Here is a 14,132-nt window from a genome sequence, read left to right as displayed (position 1 = left end):
AATAAACGGTGATAGTTGTAATTGTTGTGGCTGTTATAATTCATAGTCTCGACATGGCTTTGAAGATTAAAGACTTTTATATTGTAATTGTCAGTTTAGTAGTGTGCGCTATAATTGGGGAATGGATGAGGCATAAAAACTCCGCCCAGAACAATTATTATATAGCCACATTGATAATTCTATCTGTTTAATAAGATCTATGTAAAACTCTCTTGTATCAAGAGAGTTTTTTTGTATGAAAAGGTATTTAGCTAATATGGAGTTTTGTTAACGGCGAGCTAAAAAGAAGGGGAAAAGGATGATATGTTTTTAATGGAAATTTTTCACATTCTCTTTTATAGACTTGCCTTTACTTGGTCCTGTTTGCGGACTGTTGTTAATGCTTATGAAGATAAAAGCTGATGAGTAGGAGAAATTAGAGCTGATTTACAAAATCTTAACATTTGGTTTATGTGGAATTAATGTTTACTGATTATGATTAAACCGTAATAAACAGTAATGAACATTAAAGATTCCACACTAAATGGAGGTACTTTTTATGAATCGCACATTCAAGAAGAATTGTTACAAGTCTATTCAAGCTTTGATGTTAGGGGTGAGTGTACTGGGATTAGCTGCTTGTGGAGCTACTAATGAGGAGGCTGCTCCAGTGGTTAAGGATCCAAGTTCGTTAACCTTGAAAGAAATTGAAACAAAGGCAAAAGAAGAGGGAACCATTAATAGTGTCGGTATGCCTGATTCATGGGCTAACTGGGGCGAATCTTGGAATGAAGTGATGAAAAAATATACATTGGAACACAATGATACAGATTTGTCCAGTGCCGAAGAGATTGCCAAAATGGAATCTGAAGGAGAGAATGCAACAGCCGATATCGGCGATGTAGGGATGTCCTTTGGGCCAATCGCGGAACAAAAAGAATTAACGATGCCATATAAAACTTCCTATTGGGACGAGGTACCTGAGTGGGCAAAAGATGACAATGGAGATTGGGTTGTTGGCTACCAAGGAACGATTGCATTCTTTACTAATAAAGAATTAGTAGATAACCCGCCTAAATCTTGGGATGACATATTAAAAGGGGATTATAAAGTAACAGTTGGAGATGTTCAGCGTGGTACACAGAATCAAATGGCCGTACTTGCTGCCGCTATCGCTAACGGAGGTGATGAAACAAATCTCCAACCAGGAATTGACTATTTTGCTAAGCTTGCCAAGCAAGGCCGCCTCAGCTTGACTGATGCCAAGCCGGCTAACATCGAAAAAGGGGAAGTGGAAGTTGCACTTGTTTGGGATTTCAATGCTCTTGGTTACGCTGACCAAATTAACCGCGATCAATTTGAAGTGACCATTCCAAGTGAAGGTTCAGTCGTAAGCGGCTACGCAACCATTATTAACAAATTTGCAAAGCATCCGCATGCGGCGATGGCAACTAGAGAATATATCTTAAGCGATGAAGGACAAATTAATTTAGCTAAAGGATTTGCCCGTCCAATTCGCGATGTAGAACTTCCGAAAGAAGTAGCTGAAAAAATGGTTCCAGAAGAACAGTACAAAAATGCAAAACCAATTGAAGATTACAAAGCTTGGGAAGAAACGGCTAAAAATTTACCTCAGATTTGGCAAGAAGAGGTGTTAGTCCATGTCAAATAAAGTAATAGCAATTGTTGTTGATGGTATGAGATACGATAAAGCATGCGAAGCGCTGGGATTTATTCAGCATTTAGTCGAAACGAATCAAGCGTCACTTTACAAAGTTAAGTCGGAGCTTCCAAGTCTTTCCCGTCCATTATATGAAGTGTTGTTAACAGGTACGCCGGCTTCAATAAATGGGATTACGTCCAATCAAGCCGTTCGTTTATCTACTGAGAAAAGTCTCTTTCATCTTACGAAAGAAAACGGGTTAAGAAACGGAACAGTGTCCTATTACTGGGTAAGTGAACTTTATAATCGTGCGCCATTCCATTTTATTGAAGACCGTGAGCAAGAAGATGAATCCAATCCAATTCAATACGGAAAATTTTATTGGGACGATGACTATCCAGATAGCCATGTGTTAATGGATGCAGAAGCTTTACGCAGAAAGTATGACCCTCACTTTTTATATATTCATCCGCTCGGTGTAGATGTAAAAGGAGAAATTTTTGGCTCGGAATCAAAAGAATATCGTGAGCAAATCCTAAAAATGGGAAGCTTGTTGGCACAACTATTGCCAATTTGGATCAAAGAAGGTTACCACATATTAATTACATCGGATCATGGCATGAGTGAATATGGCAACCATGGCGGCATAACTGATGGTGAACGTGATGTACCGCTCTTTATCATTAGTCCAAAAGTTGAGCCTGGCATTTATGGTGAAGTGGTTCCGCAATTAGCTTTTGCACCGCTCGTTTGTGAACTATTAAATATTAAGCCGTCCGATAAAATGATTTCATATCAATTTCCAGGTTTGAAAGGAAAAGTCACCCTGTAAAAACATTAATTGATGATTCAAGATTGACTGGAATTGGTTTAACGAATGTACTGTTAGACCAATTCCCAAATTGTTAGAGAACATAGAGGAGCGAGAAGTCTTGCGAAAAATAAAAAAACAAAAAATTTACTTATTAGCTCTTTTACTGCCATTTATTATGTTTGTGATTGGATTTGAGATAGGACCATTAGTGGCAATGATTAAAAACAGTTTTTATGCAGATGATGGAATTCAAGTTACGATTGATCAATACTTAACCATATTCAAAAGTGAATTTTACTTACAAGCCATTAAAAATAGCCTGGTCATTTCCTTGTTTTCTGCTATAACTTCTGTGATTGTAGCAGTCATTGCAGCCTATTCGTTTACAAAGTTCTCTCAAAAAATACAAAACCGACTACTGATGGTTACCAATATGACGTCGAACTTTGAAGGGATTCCCCTTTCATTTTCATATATTATCTTACTTGGAAACAATGGGTTGTTTACGTTGCTATTTGCCAAGATTGGTTGGGACCTGTTTGCAGATTTTAATTTATATTCCTGGACAGGCCTCATTCTTGTTTATATTTATTTTCAAATTCCGCTTGCCGTTATGCTCATTTACCCGTCTTATCAAGGAATTAGGCAACAATGGAAAGAAGCATCTTCATTATTAGGAGGGTCAACATTTTCATTTTGGCTTCGGATAGGGGTTCCAGTTCTTTTACCTAGTATTGTAGGTACATTCAGTATTTTGTTTGCTAATGCGATGGGAGCCTACGCAACAGCCTATGCATTGGTGGGCAGCAACTATAACATATTGTCATTGCAAATTGCTTCTCTAGTTGCTAGTGATGTTGCATTAAAGCCACAGCTAGGTAGTGCATTGGGAGTCCTTCTAGCAACGACCATGATAGGGGCGATGTGGTTCAATGAACGAATGATGCGTAGAGTTAGGAGGGATTTACGATGAAGTCTTCATTGACATTTCATAAATTGTTTGTTGGATTACTAGTTATATATTTATTAATTCCGCTTGTAGGAACACTTTTATTCTCGATTGCTGGTAAATGGGATCATACGATTTTACCTGAGAGTTATACGCTGAAATGGTATATTGAATTGTTTCAAGATGAACGGTTTTATGATGCTTTCCGACGAACACTGTTTTTAATTGTCATGTCTGTAGGTCTTAGTGTTGTTATTATGCTTCCGACAATTTTTATTATCACGGTATATTTCAGTAAATGGGAAGGATTGCTCCAAGCCGCAGCCATGCTTCCTTATGGAGTTCCTCCGATTGTTGGAGCCGTTGGATTAATCAAGCTATATTCTGCTGGACCGATTCAAATTGCCGGAACACCTTGGATTTTAATTGGTGCTTATTTCATAACCATTCTACCATTTATGTATCAAGGAATTCGTAACAGCCTTCGTACGCTTAATGCTGTACAACTTGTTGATGCAGCTGAATTACTCGGTGCCACAAAATTCCAAGCCTTTCGTACGGTGGTGTTTCCAAATATTATATCTGGAATTTTAGTGTCTACCTTATTATCTGTCTCTCTTTTATTTAGTGAGTTTGCTTTTGCCAATTTGCTTGTCGGGGGCCGATTCGAAACCCTTCAAATTTATCTGTCCGACAAACTAAACAGCAGTGGTCACTTAACAAGTGCAATTGTTATTACCTATTATTCAATGATTTTACTTTTAACGGGGACTGTATTAAAGCTTACGTTTAGAAACAAAAGAAATCCTGTCGGGTCAAAATAAGAAGCGAATTCCTTCATTTTTTTAAGAAAAATACCGTCATAAAATACTACTTTAGAAGGTGAAAATTAATGAGCTATGTAACCATCGAACAAGTGACTAAGGGATATGACAATCAATTAGTTTTAAATAATATTTCTTTAACATTAAAAAAAGGTGAATTTGCTACACTTCTTGGGCAAAGCGGGTGCGGAAAAAGTACATTATTACGTTCCATTGCGGGACTTGAAGACGTTGATGTAGGAAGAATCTTAATTGATGGAAAAGATATTACTGATTTATCACCGCGTCAGCGTGAAGTCGGAATGGTGTTTCAGTCTTATGCGCTTTTCCCGAATATGAATGTTTTTGATAATATCGCTTACGGCCTTAAAATGAAAAAGGTGAAAAATCTTAAGTCAAAAGTGAAAAATATGATTGATATGGTTGATTTAATAGGAAAAGAAGAGTCTTATCCTCATCAATTATCTGGTGGACAACAGCAGAGGGTTGCTCTTGCCCGTGCGCTTGTCATGGAGCCAAAAGTACTGCTTCTGGATGAGCCGTTAAGCGCATTAGATGCTAAAATTAGAAAAAGTTTGCAAAAAGAATTAAAGAGAATACAGAAAGAATTAGATATCACAACTATTTTTGTTACACATGATCAGGAAGAAGCAATGACGATGTCTGATCGAATTTTTGTCATGAATAAAGGACAAGTTGTTCAATCCGGTTCTCCTTCAGAAATTTATACTTCTCCAGTCAATACATTTGTTGCAAAATTTATCGGGAATTATAATGTCTGTAATATGGAAGTTTTCCGAAAACTTGTTCGTACCAAAGAATTAAAAGGGAATGAAGTTGCCATTCGTCCAGAAGTTTTACAATTAGTTTCTGTTGGTGTGGACAGCTTGGACTTACAAGGGAATTGGGGGATTAAAGGATTTATTAAAGATGTTTCCATGGCAGGTAATGTTTTAAGATATGAAGTAGAAACAGAGGAGTGCGCTTTTCATGTAGACTATCTTCACCACCGTGGGGAAATGTTTGAGCAAGGAGCACGCGTTCAAATTCTTGTACCGAAGAAAGAATGCATTATGTTATAAAGTATTGATGATTTAGGGGGAGAAATATGTCTGTTTTGCCTGAAGAAAGAAAGAATGAAATTTTAAAAGAACTTAACAAAATGGGAAAAGTAAAAGTAATAGAATTAGTTGATCAATTTAATGTTTCAGAGGAAACGATTCGACGCGATTTGATGATATTAGAGGAAAAAGGACTGTTAAAGAGGGTTTACGGTGGAGCGATTAAAACAGTCTTTGAATTTGAGGAGCCTCCATTTACACAGCGTACAACGGTGAATCAAGAAGCGAAAATCAAGGTTGGGAAAAAAGCGGTGGAACTCATTTCCAACGGAGATGTGATTGCCATTGATGTAGGTACAACCATGCTTGAATTTGCCCAGTGTATTGAAAATAAAAAAGACATTACGATTTTAACCAATTCTCTTCCTGTGTCGTCTGTGTTGACTGAATTGCTCAATCAAAATAAGTTTACAGGACAAATTCTATTACTGGGAGGACAAATTGATCCAAAGCATCAATCTATATGTGGGGGTCTCACTGAACAAATGTTAAATCAATTTAATATCGATAAAGCGTTCATTTCAGCTGGCGGTGTTTCCATTCAAAGTGGTGTTAGTAATTATCATTTACGTGAAACATTAGTTTCACGCAAAATGGTCGAGGTATCAAAGCAAGTCATATTGCTAACGGATTACTCTAAAATTGGTGTCGACACCTTTTGTAAAGTTTGTCCTCTAGAAAAAGTAGATGTGATTGTCTGCGAGCAGCCATTTCCAGAGGAATGGAGAAATGATTCAAAATTAGAGGAAGTCAATTGGATTCAAGCATAGCCCATAAAAGAGATGGAAGAGGGAGTACTCTCTTTTTTTGATAGCAGCAAAAAAAGCTAGAAAGAAAATTTAATAGATAGAATGAAAAGGAGCTATATAGCATGAGTTTCATTGCGATAGACTTAGACGGAACATTATTAAACGACCAGAATGAAATTAGTGAAGAAAATATAAAGGCGATTCAATATGCCCAAAATAGAGGCTTTGAAGTAGTTATTTCAACAGGACGGGCTTATTTTGACGTTCAAACAATATGTGAAAAAGCCGGGATATCCCCATTTGTAATCGGGACAAATGGAGCAACCATTCATTCAAAAAGCGCAAAGTGCATTTCTTCTATTACGATAACTAAAGATCGTGTTGAATCCATTCTCCAATGGTTAGATGAACGGAATTATTATTACGAAGTGTTCACTGATAAAGCCATCTATACTCTTAAAAAAGGAAGAGAACATTTCCATAACGAGATTAAAAGTTTGAAAAGCGCAGATTTGAATCCAGATATGAAAGAATTAGTTGAAATAGCGGAAAGGCAATTTGACCAGTTTGGATATGTTTTAGTTGAAAACTATCATGATATCTTAAAACAGGAGGAAGAATTCTATAACATTTTAGCATGTTCTTTTGATGAAAATAAATTAGAGGAAGCCTGGAACCAATTCAAAAAGTTTGATGAGTTGATGGTCGTTTCATCTGCTGATCATAACATTGAAATTACCAGTAAAAGAGCTTCAAAAGGAATAGCCCTTGAAAAATTGGCTTACTTGATGAATGGCTCATTAGATAAGGCAATGGCAATCGGGGACAGCAACAATGATTTATCCATGTTCCAGAAAGTTGGATACAGCGTAGCGATGGGAAATGCAAAAGATGTCATAAAAACTGTTTGTACAAAGACAACCCTTAATAATGATGAAAATGGGGTAGCTTATGCAATTTATCGATATATGGAGAACTTCGTGGTTCAAAAATAAGTGTCAATGCCAAAGGAGAGAGCGATAAAATGGCATGGATATATATCATAATGGCAGGACTTTTGGAAATTGTCTGGGTGATTGGTCTTAAACATTCATACGGATTCACCAAAATTATACCTAGTATATTTACGGTAGTTATTATAATCTTTAGTTTCTTTTTACTTTCAAAAGCTTTACATTCAATACCCTTAGGAACTGGTTACGCCATTTTCACTGGATTGGGAACGGTTGGAACTGTAGTGATTGGGATGCTTTTTTGGGGTGAGACGATTAATCCACTGAAAGTATTTTTTATGGTTTTAATTTTATTAGGAATAATTGGAATAAAAGTAAATCCAGCAGAGCCTAAACATTAAAGGAAATGAACTGATATACAAGGTTAGGGGATGATTCAATGGCTTGGTTTTTTCTTATTATTGCCGGATTTGCCGAGATTGGTAGTGTTATTAGCCTGAAGCGTGCAGACGGCTTTAAAAAATTGCTCCCCTCTGTAGCGTGTCTTTTTTTGGGTAGTTTAAGCTTTTATTTTCTATCCTTGTCATTAACTTCACTTCCAGTGGGTACTGCCTATGCAATATGGACCAGTATCGGCTCAGTTGGGAGTGTTTTAGCAGGAATGATCTTCTTTAATGAACCTAGAAGTTTAAGATTAAACCTATTCATTATTTGTATCATTGTAGGCGCTATAGGTATTAAAATGACTTCTGGACATTAATCGAAAAAGACTTTTTGAAACAGCTAGATAAAATCGTAAACAAGAAAAAAGAAAATCAACAAAAAAATTAAATAATTAATTGAAGGTGGGGAAAAAATGAAAATTGGATTAGAAACAGAAAGCTATCACTTGCAATTTATTACAGGGCGAATGGATATTTTCGGTTTTATCAGAAAAACAGCTGAATTGGGATTAGACGGAGTCATGATCAATATTGTTCCATGGCCAGGGTTGTCAGGATGGGGCACTTTAGAATCATTTGAACCGGAATATTTAGAGAGAGTAAGAAAAGAAATTCAAAAGTATGGATTTTTCGCTGAAATAGACACAAATGGAAGCGATCCGGAACATCTAAAAGAAGTCATTAAGGCAGCACATAGAATGGGAGCGGATGTGATTCGTACGTATACATGCTTGGGAGAGTATGATCCGGAAAGATTGAAAAAAGCACCAGGAGATATAAAAAAAATTGTACCACTATTGGAGAAATACAGGATAAAACTAGCTGTGGAAAATCATGAGGAAGAGTTAACAAATGAGGTTATCCAAATAATAAATGAAGTAAACAGCCCTTGGGTTAGTGCTCATTGTGATGTGGGAAACGGAATGATGGCATGGGAGGATCCGGTTGAAGCTGTAAGAAAATTAGCGCCATATGCATTCACAACCCATTTTAAAGATCATATTATCATTCATGATGGCGAGGATTATAGGGTATGTGGTGTACCAGTAGGGACAGGCAATATTGATACAGAAGAGTGTTTTAAAATACTTGTTGAGAAATCTACCCTAACTAGAATCAACGTTGAAATGTGTTTTCCATATGCTGTTAATTTTAAGAGAGAGCTTGGTGCTGGCGGAGTCTTTGCGGTTGGAGAAGGAGCTTTCAAAGTCGAACAACCTCCATATGATTTAAGTGTCATTAAACCATTGGATTACTATTATCCTCCAAAAGAACTTTTAGAACAAATGATTGAAGATCAAGAAAAAGGTACAGTACAATCGGTTAAGTATACCCTTGCCTTACGGGATAAATATTGCCGATAAATAATATGTAGAAGCAGGGGTGTTGTATAATTCTGTTCATATAATAAAAATTATTACAGCAGTACTTGCTATTGGGTTGATAGAGAGCCACTTTTGATTGCCAACATTACTGTCACTTTGCTTTACGAATTCCGACACACGGTTATTTAATAAGTGTCGCTTGTCTTGTTATAGTAACGGATACGTAGTTCATTATGACATTAAAAAGCCCCTCTCAATTAAGAGAGGGGCTTTATCTAATTCTTTAGTGAATTTTTGGCTATTTCTACACTTTTACTGATTCAGTATTATACTTATGATGTTTCATCCTGCCGTGAATTTTTTTGTAAAAGATCACGGATTTCCTTTAAATATTGCTCGGATGCCGGTACCGCATCCAATACCTCTTCCTCGTTCGCTTGTTTTTTTCTAATAAGAGAATTCGCTATCTTCATAAACATGAAAATCGCAAATGAAATGATCAAGAAATCAATCACAGCTTGGACAAATTTACCGTATTGAACAACAGCTTTTCCAACTGTGATAGATAACGAAGAAAAATTGACCCCACCTAATAAAATTCCAATTAGCGGTGTGATAATATTATCTACTAGTGATGAAACGATCTTTCCAAAAGCAGCACCCATTACTACAGCTATCGCAAGATCGAGAACGTTTCCTTTGGTAATAAATTCCCTGAATTCCTTTAACATTGTAACTACACCTTTCTTATTTCAATTGATAAAAGCATATCAGAAACATGGTGAAAATTAAATAGTGTAAGAGGCATCCATAATTCAAAAGATAGGACCATCCATCCGTTTAATCCGTTAATATAATGCCAATCACGACACTCCGATCAAAGGAGATAAAACGCTATTTTCCATTCGAAACCATTAAAGAGCCGCTATAATAAAACGTCTTATTGAAGAAGGATTTAAGAAAGGTCTTGGAACAAAGCAAAAAAGTAATGGAAGGGCAGAGTGGGAACGACTAAGGCGTCAATTTTCAATGTCACGTAAGGCCGTTTTCACCAACTTGAGGAAGGGGGTGAATATAAATGTTTTCGTTTGGCGATAATTATATTATTGTACTACCCCCTAAGTGGTACTCCTCCATTGTTAAAAGCCCTTCTCTTAATGAGAGGGCTTTTTTGTTTTGGGATTTGTTAAATGGTATTTGTTAATATGAGGTATTTGGACTGAACTTAGATCGATTTGGATTTTTTATACTTCTTTCCAACCAACAATATCAGAGGGGAACCTATAATGCTTGGAAGAAACCAAAAAATTAATGGGTTCCATTCATTGAAGATAGTTATATTGGATACATTTACTACAAGAATTGCTGTACAAATAGCGATATAGGAACCGAGCATCCCGCTAATATGAGATACAGTCCAGTTTTTCCATTTCTTCTTACCAGCTACATAGCCTATAAATGCGAAAGAATATGAAAATATTCCAATGAAAAATAGATATGCGCTGCTTTCCCAATTCAATATTGCCATAGTCAGGGATGTGACAAAGACTACAACATATGCACTGTGATAAATTTCACCACAAATTGTATGCATACCTCTTTTTTTCTTTGAAGACATAGCACCTATTCCACTAATAAGACATATTGCTCCAGCGCAAATGTGAATGAACAGAATGGTCTTAAAGATAAGCAATCTTCCCTTCGTTAAATAATCTTTATCAAAATGTAACAGATTATATATTTATTTTATTATAATACAAATATTTACCAAAAATATGAATGTTAATTTTCAAAGAAAAAATCAATTCAGTTATGGCAGATGAGTTTCTATACAATGAAGCATCCTTTGCAAAACGGTCAGGCGCTGTATTTGTTGCGGAAAATCGTCAGTGAATCTGGTTTTTATGTGTTAATTTCTATATTTGGAATAAAGGGTCAGTGCAGTACTCAAAAGGGAAGTGTGTATCGTCCTTTTTGAAGATAAAGCAGGATTTTACGTTTCTTTTGAAGAATGTTTTGACGAATGGGGGTGGAATAAATGCGACAAGAGATTGAACAGGATTTAACTAAAGAAGATATTTTTAGAATGATTGTTAAGCACCTTGATGTATTTCCGTTGACTAGTCTAGAGGCTATCAGAGAAGTGATCAGGAGTTCATTAAATCAAAGAGGCTTGATAGGGGGGATGACCACACAAACAGGAGCCGCTACATATAACCGGAAAATATCAGACCAGGATATCCAATTAATAAATGATTGTATTTGTGACCTCTTAAATAGCCGCGTTATCCAACCTGGTATTAATGAAGTCAATCAGGATTTACCATGGATTTCTGTATCTGATAAAGAGAAACTTGAAACATTAGTGAATTCCCTGTCTTAACTTTTTACATATAAAAGCCCTTCTCTAAATCGAGAGGGGCCTATTTTCTTTATCCGGCAATTTTCCATATCCTTCATACTCAATTAATTGTATTTTTTAACCTGTAAGATGGGATTCAAACATATCGATGATTTCAAGGAAACGTTCGGCCTCACGGAAAACGTGATCAGCCAATAGTGGATGAATGATGCTCTTGATTTTACATTCTTCGATTAAATCCCTGGCGGTTTTCTTAAAGTCTCGAAGTGATACGACGGACACACGGTTCTGATCTAGAAATTGATCCAGAAGAGGGGCCGTTTGAGATTGCGGTTTCATGGACTCTAAGTCTACGGCTTGAAAGACTAATTGATCAAAATCGTTACTAAAGTTTCGCGCCATATCCACCAGCTTTCTTTCCGATGGATCAAGGAGATGTCCAATGAATTTTGCATGATCCGCCATTATTCTTAAAAAGAATACATTTTCCTTGATGATGGCATCTGCAAGTGGTTTCAATTTACCTTCATTTAATTCTATTAATCGTTTTCTAAAATAATTGGCTTCTCTGCTTGTATGGTCGACTAGAAGTGGGAAGTTGTTTGCACCAGGCAGTTTACAGGTGAGTATTAATCCTAATACCTTCCTTTTAAACAAAAATATGCCTGTGGCAGCTTGTTGCACCTCCGCGTTAAATCTTCTGATTTGTTCTGGATCAGCTTGATTTGTAAATGAATGGGATTGCTGTTCTATCCGTTCAAATAAAAGATAAAACTGATTAGCTTCCTCAATTAACTGTGTATCTTCACATCTAAAACCTAGTCTTAGAAATAAAGAGTGTTCCTTCATTATTCTTGACCAAAAACGAATCTCATCTAAGGAGCGTTCAACAAACATTCCAGAGTTATTCCTCATAGCTTCCTGTGCGTTCTCACTCATAACTAAGGCCCCCTCTTAAAACATAACCATCATTCAATCTTATTAACAAGGGGACAATAGTATTCTGCTCAATTTGCAAATTGTATCATTACGGATATCCTTATAGCACCTCAAATCAATTGGTTCTTGATGTTCAAGGTGTGTAAAAATTCCTGAACGATCGGAGACTGTACTTTGTTCGGCAGTACTTCAGGGTAATATCTAAAAAACCCTTAGAACTAATTCATTTCTAAGGGTTAACATCCAGTACATTAAGTTACAGTGATAGTCATTTGTCACCAAGTTCATTTATTTTTTTCGTAAGCTCATTAAACCTCTTATCGAGTTCTGTGTACGCTTTATCATTTGGCGTCATAAAGCTAAGCTTTCCCAAAACTTCCTGTCTTTCTGTTTCAAGTGTTAATCGCAGTTCTTCCAAATCATCTCTTTTGGAGGATGATGATTCATACAATTGCTTTTGTATGCGATTATTCGAAATGACAAGTTTGCTGCTTGTCGTTTTTTCGAGAAAATATCTATCATGCGAAACGACGATAAGCGTTCCAGTATACTGTGCTAAGGTTTCTTCAAGTTGTTCCCGTGAAGCTAAGTCCAGATGATTTGTCGGCTCATCCAAAATAAGCACATCTTTTTCTTTCAATATATATTCCATTAACTTACATTTCACGCGTTCACCCATACTCATATTCTTAATGGGTTCTGTCCAATGAGACGCCGTGAAGCCTAAATGCTTCATTAAAGTTTGAACGTTCCCTCTCGACTCGAAAGTATCTTTATGAAAAAGCTGGGCGGGTGTAAGTTCAAGTGGTAAATCAAACACTTCTTGCGTCAAATAGCCTATTTTTGCAGATGGTGAAATCCATACATCGCCCGCAAAAGTTTCATGTCCAAGAATTATTTTTAATAATGTCGTCTTTCCGCTGCCGTTTGGGCCTATAATGGAAATCTGCTCACCATGCTGAATCGTGAAATTGACGTTTTTAAACAGTGTTCGCCCGCTAAAAGTCTTAGTTAAATTCTTAACTTCCAAAAAACGTTTTCCCGTCTTGTTTTTTGTTTTAATTGAAAAGCGTACAGTATATTCTGATTCAACAGGTTCAGCTTTTGCTTTTTCAAGCTCTTTTTCAAGACGCTTTTGTTTAGATTTTACCTGTGCATCCATTCGCTTCGCTTTCACACGATAGTATTCCTTAACTCCTTCCTTTTTCGTCGATTGTGAATGGGCTTTTTTTGACCAGGAAGTGATTTCATTCATTTGTCCCTCGATCCGTTCAACCATTTTTTGCTGTTTTTCATATTCACGTTGTTGTGTAAGTCTTTTCTGTTTGCGAACCTCCATATAACTAGAATAATTCCCTTTGTGCTCAATTAGCTTTTTATCTTCAATCGACCAAATTTTCGTTGCAACAGCATTCAAAAAATAACGATCGTGCGAAACAAAAATAATGGTACCTCTATAATTCTTAATTTGTTCATTGAGGAATCCTAAACTAGCCTCATCAAGATGGTTCGTAGGTTCATCTAATAGTAAAAGGTCTGCACCTTTAGAAAGCCCTTTTGCTAGCCGGGCCTTGATTTTTTCTCCTCCGCTTAATTGTAGGAAGTCATGGCTTGGTACATGCATTTTATCCAGTAATTTAACTTCGGTAGGCGTTTTATCTTCTGAAGAATGCGACTCGACTTCTTGTTCAACCATAAAAACTTTCAAGTCTTGCTGCAGCCATTGGATTTTTCCATGTGCTGGCTCTAAACCATTGTTAATTAATTGCAGCAACGTAGATTTACCGGCACCATTTTTGCCAATGATACCGATGATTTCCCCTTGTTGAACACTAGCATTAACATTTTCAAAAATGTTATGGTCCAATACTTCAAAGCTGATATTGGTTAACTTTAATAGTTCTTTCATATAATTATCCCTCTCCTTAAAGGGAGAATAAAAAAAAATCCTCCCAGTTCTATGGAAGGATTAGCCGTACCTGTGCATTATCAAATAAGAGCTATTTTCATG

General features: G+C 36.4%; 15 protein-coding genes. 11 read left to right on the top strand and 4 right to left on the bottom strand.

The genetic code is table 11. The annotated features are described in order from the left end of the window. Window positions 1-538 precede the first annotated feature (538 nt). The 10 genes from ACQKMF_RS10920 (at window position 539) to ACQKMF_RS10875 (ending at window position 8,859) form a co-directional block, all read left to right on the top strand. Complete coding sequence (locus tag ACQKMF_RS10920; RefSeq protein WP_251543804.1) at window positions 539-1,651, top strand: ABC transporter substrate-binding protein; 1,113 nt, start codon at window positions 539-541, stop codon at window positions 1,649-1,651. Then, entirely contained in the window at window positions 1,641-2,474 is an 834-nt protein-coding gene (locus ACQKMF_RS10915) for an alkaline phosphatase family protein (RefSeq protein ID WP_427573086.1), read from the top strand. Before ACQKMF_RS10920 ends, ACQKMF_RS10915 begins: the two co-directional genes overlap by 11 nt. A gap of 100 nt (window positions 2,475-2,574) precedes the next feature. Then, window positions 2,575-3,429, top strand: coding sequence for an ABC transporter permease (locus tag ACQKMF_RS10910; protein ID WP_098936008.1), 855 nt, complete (start codon window positions 2,575-2,577; stop codon window positions 3,427-3,429). After that, window positions 3,426-4,229 carry an ABC transporter permease gene (locus tag ACQKMF_RS10905; protein ID WP_034313149.1) on the top strand — a complete coding sequence of 268 codons (804 nt, stop codon included), beginning with the start codon at window positions 3,426-3,428 and terminating at the stop codon, window positions 4,227-4,229. The genes ACQKMF_RS10910 and ACQKMF_RS10905 overlap by 4 nt, the downstream gene beginning before the upstream one ends. A gap of 68 nt (window positions 4,230-4,297) precedes the next feature. After that, window positions 4,298-5,311 (top strand): ABC transporter ATP-binding protein, encoded by a 1,014-nt coding sequence (locus ACQKMF_RS10900; protein WP_427573083.1) that lies wholly within the window; start codon window positions 4,298-4,300, stop codon window positions 5,309-5,311. Window positions 5,312-5,337: 26 nt separating this feature from the next. Beyond that, the gene (locus ACQKMF_RS10895; protein ID WP_034313142.1) at window positions 5,338-6,120 is read left to right on the top strand and encodes a DeoR/GlpR family DNA-binding transcription regulator; all 783 of its coding nucleotides are present in this window, start codon (window positions 5,338-5,340) and stop codon (window positions 6,118-6,120) included. A gap of 101 nt (window positions 6,121-6,221) precedes the next feature. Further along, a complete protein-coding gene (locus tag ACQKMF_RS10890) occupies window positions 6,222-7,094 on the top strand; it encodes a Cof-type HAD-IIB family hydrolase (protein WP_427573081.1) in 873 nt (290 codons plus the stop codon). A gap of 29 nt (window positions 7,095-7,123) precedes the next feature. Further along, a complete protein-coding gene (locus ACQKMF_RS10885) occupies window positions 7,124-7,453 on the top strand; it encodes a DMT family transporter (protein ID WP_427573079.1) in 330 nt (109 codons plus the stop codon). 38 nt (window positions 7,454-7,491) lie between these two features. Then, a complete protein-coding gene (locus ACQKMF_RS10880) occupies window positions 7,492-7,812 on the top strand; it encodes a DMT family transporter (RefSeq protein WP_034313134.1) in 321 nt (106 codons plus the stop codon). Window positions 7,813-7,908: 96 nt separating this feature from the next. Next, complete coding sequence (locus ACQKMF_RS10875; protein ID WP_427573077.1) at window positions 7,909-8,859, top strand: sugar phosphate isomerase/epimerase family protein; 951 nt, start codon at window positions 7,909-7,911, stop codon at window positions 8,857-8,859. Window positions 8,860-9,152: 293 nt separating this feature from the next. On the opposite strand, the gene mscL is transcribed toward ACQKMF_RS10875, so the two are convergent. Beyond that, window positions 9,153-9,551 (bottom strand): large conductance mechanosensitive channel protein MscL, encoded by a 399-nt coding sequence (mscL, locus tag ACQKMF_RS10870; RefSeq protein ID WP_427573075.1) that lies wholly within the window; start codon window positions 9,549-9,551, stop codon window positions 9,153-9,155. Window positions 9,552-10,045: 494 nt separating this feature from the next. After that, complete coding sequence (locus tag ACQKMF_RS10865; protein ID WP_427573074.1) at window positions 10,046-10,438, bottom strand: DUF2306 domain-containing protein; 393 nt, start codon at window positions 10,436-10,438, stop codon at window positions 10,046-10,048. 420 nt (window positions 10,439-10,858) lie between these two features. Between ACQKMF_RS10865 and ACQKMF_RS10860 the strand changes: the two genes are divergently transcribed. Next, window positions 10,859-11,203, top strand: coding sequence for a hypothetical protein (locus ACQKMF_RS10860; protein ID WP_427573072.1), 345 nt, complete (start codon window positions 10,859-10,861; stop codon window positions 11,201-11,203). Between the two features lie 96 nt (window positions 11,204-11,299). On the opposite strand, the gene ACQKMF_RS10855 is transcribed toward ACQKMF_RS10860, so the two are convergent. Together ACQKMF_RS10855 and abc-f are read right to left on the bottom strand one after the other, a co-directional pair. Then, window positions 11,300-12,121, bottom strand: a complete 822-nt coding sequence (locus tag ACQKMF_RS10855) for a DUF2935 domain-containing protein (RefSeq protein ID WP_101221560.1) — start codon at window positions 12,119-12,121, stop codon at window positions 11,300-11,302. Between the two features lie 268 nt (window positions 12,122-12,389). Continuing rightward, window positions 12,390-14,030, bottom strand: a complete 1,641-nt coding sequence (gene abc-f / locus ACQKMF_RS10850) for a ribosomal protection-like ABC-F family protein (protein ID WP_427573069.1) — start codon at window positions 14,028-14,030, stop codon at window positions 12,390-12,392. Window positions 14,031-14,132 lie beyond the last annotated feature (102 nt).

Origin of the sequence: Peribacillus sp. NPDC101480, assembly GCF_050277335.1 — a bacterium.
GTDB lineage: Bacteria > Bacillota > Bacilli > Bacillales > DSM-1321 > Peribacillus.
Note: the sequence above shows the minus strand (reverse complement) of the source record. Positions and strands in the feature narration are given on the sequence as shown.

Bases quoted from the DNA above. Each gene is read 5' to 3' on its own strand.
- ACQKMF_RS10920 (WP_251543804.1), top strand. From the start codon at position 539: ATGAATCGCACATTCAAGAAGAATTGTTACAAGTCTATTCAAGCTTTG.
- ACQKMF_RS10915 (WP_427573086.1), top strand. From the start codon at position 1,641: ATGTCAAATAAAGTAATAGCAATTGTTGTTGATGGTATGAGATACGAT.
- ACQKMF_RS10905 (WP_034313149.1), top strand. From the start codon at position 3,426: ATGAAGTCTTCATTGACATTTCATAAATTGTTTGTTGGATTACTAGTT.
- ACQKMF_RS10900 (WP_427573083.1), top strand. From the start codon at position 4,298: ATGAGCTATGTAACCATCGAACAAGTGACTAAGGGATATGACAATCAA.
- ACQKMF_RS10895 (WP_034313142.1), top strand. From the start codon at position 5,338: ATGTCTGTTTTGCCTGAAGAAAGAAAGAATGAAATTTTAAAAGAACTT.
- ACQKMF_RS10890 (WP_427573081.1), top strand. From the start codon at position 6,222: ATGAGTTTCATTGCGATAGACTTAGACGGAACATTATTAAACGACCAG.
- ACQKMF_RS10885 (WP_427573079.1), top strand. From the start codon at position 7,124: ATGGCATGGATATATATCATAATGGCAGGACTTTTGGAAATTGTCTGG.
- ACQKMF_RS10880 (WP_034313134.1), top strand. From the start codon at position 7,492: ATGGCTTGGTTTTTTCTTATTATTGCCGGATTTGCCGAGATTGGTAGT.
- ACQKMF_RS10875 (WP_427573077.1), top strand. From the start codon at position 7,909: ATGAAAATTGGATTAGAAACAGAAAGCTATCACTTGCAATTTATTACA.
- mscL (WP_427573075.1), bottom strand. From the start codon at position 9,551: ATGTTAAAGGAATTCAGGGAATTTATTACCAAAGGAAACGTTCTCGAT.
- ACQKMF_RS10865 (WP_427573074.1), bottom strand. From the start codon at position 10,438: ATGTCTTCAAAGAAAAAAAGAGGTATGCATACAATTTGTGGTGAAATT.
- ACQKMF_RS10860 (WP_427573072.1), top strand. From the start codon at position 10,859: ATGCGACAAGAGATTGAACAGGATTTAACTAAAGAAGATATTTTTAGA.
- ACQKMF_RS10855 (WP_101221560.1), bottom strand. From the start codon at position 12,121: ATGAGTGAGAACGCACAGGAAGCTATGAGGAATAACTCTGGAATGTTT.
- abc-f (WP_427573069.1), bottom strand. From the start codon at position 14,030: ATGAAAGAACTATTAAAGTTAACCAATATCAGCTTTGAAGTATTGGAC.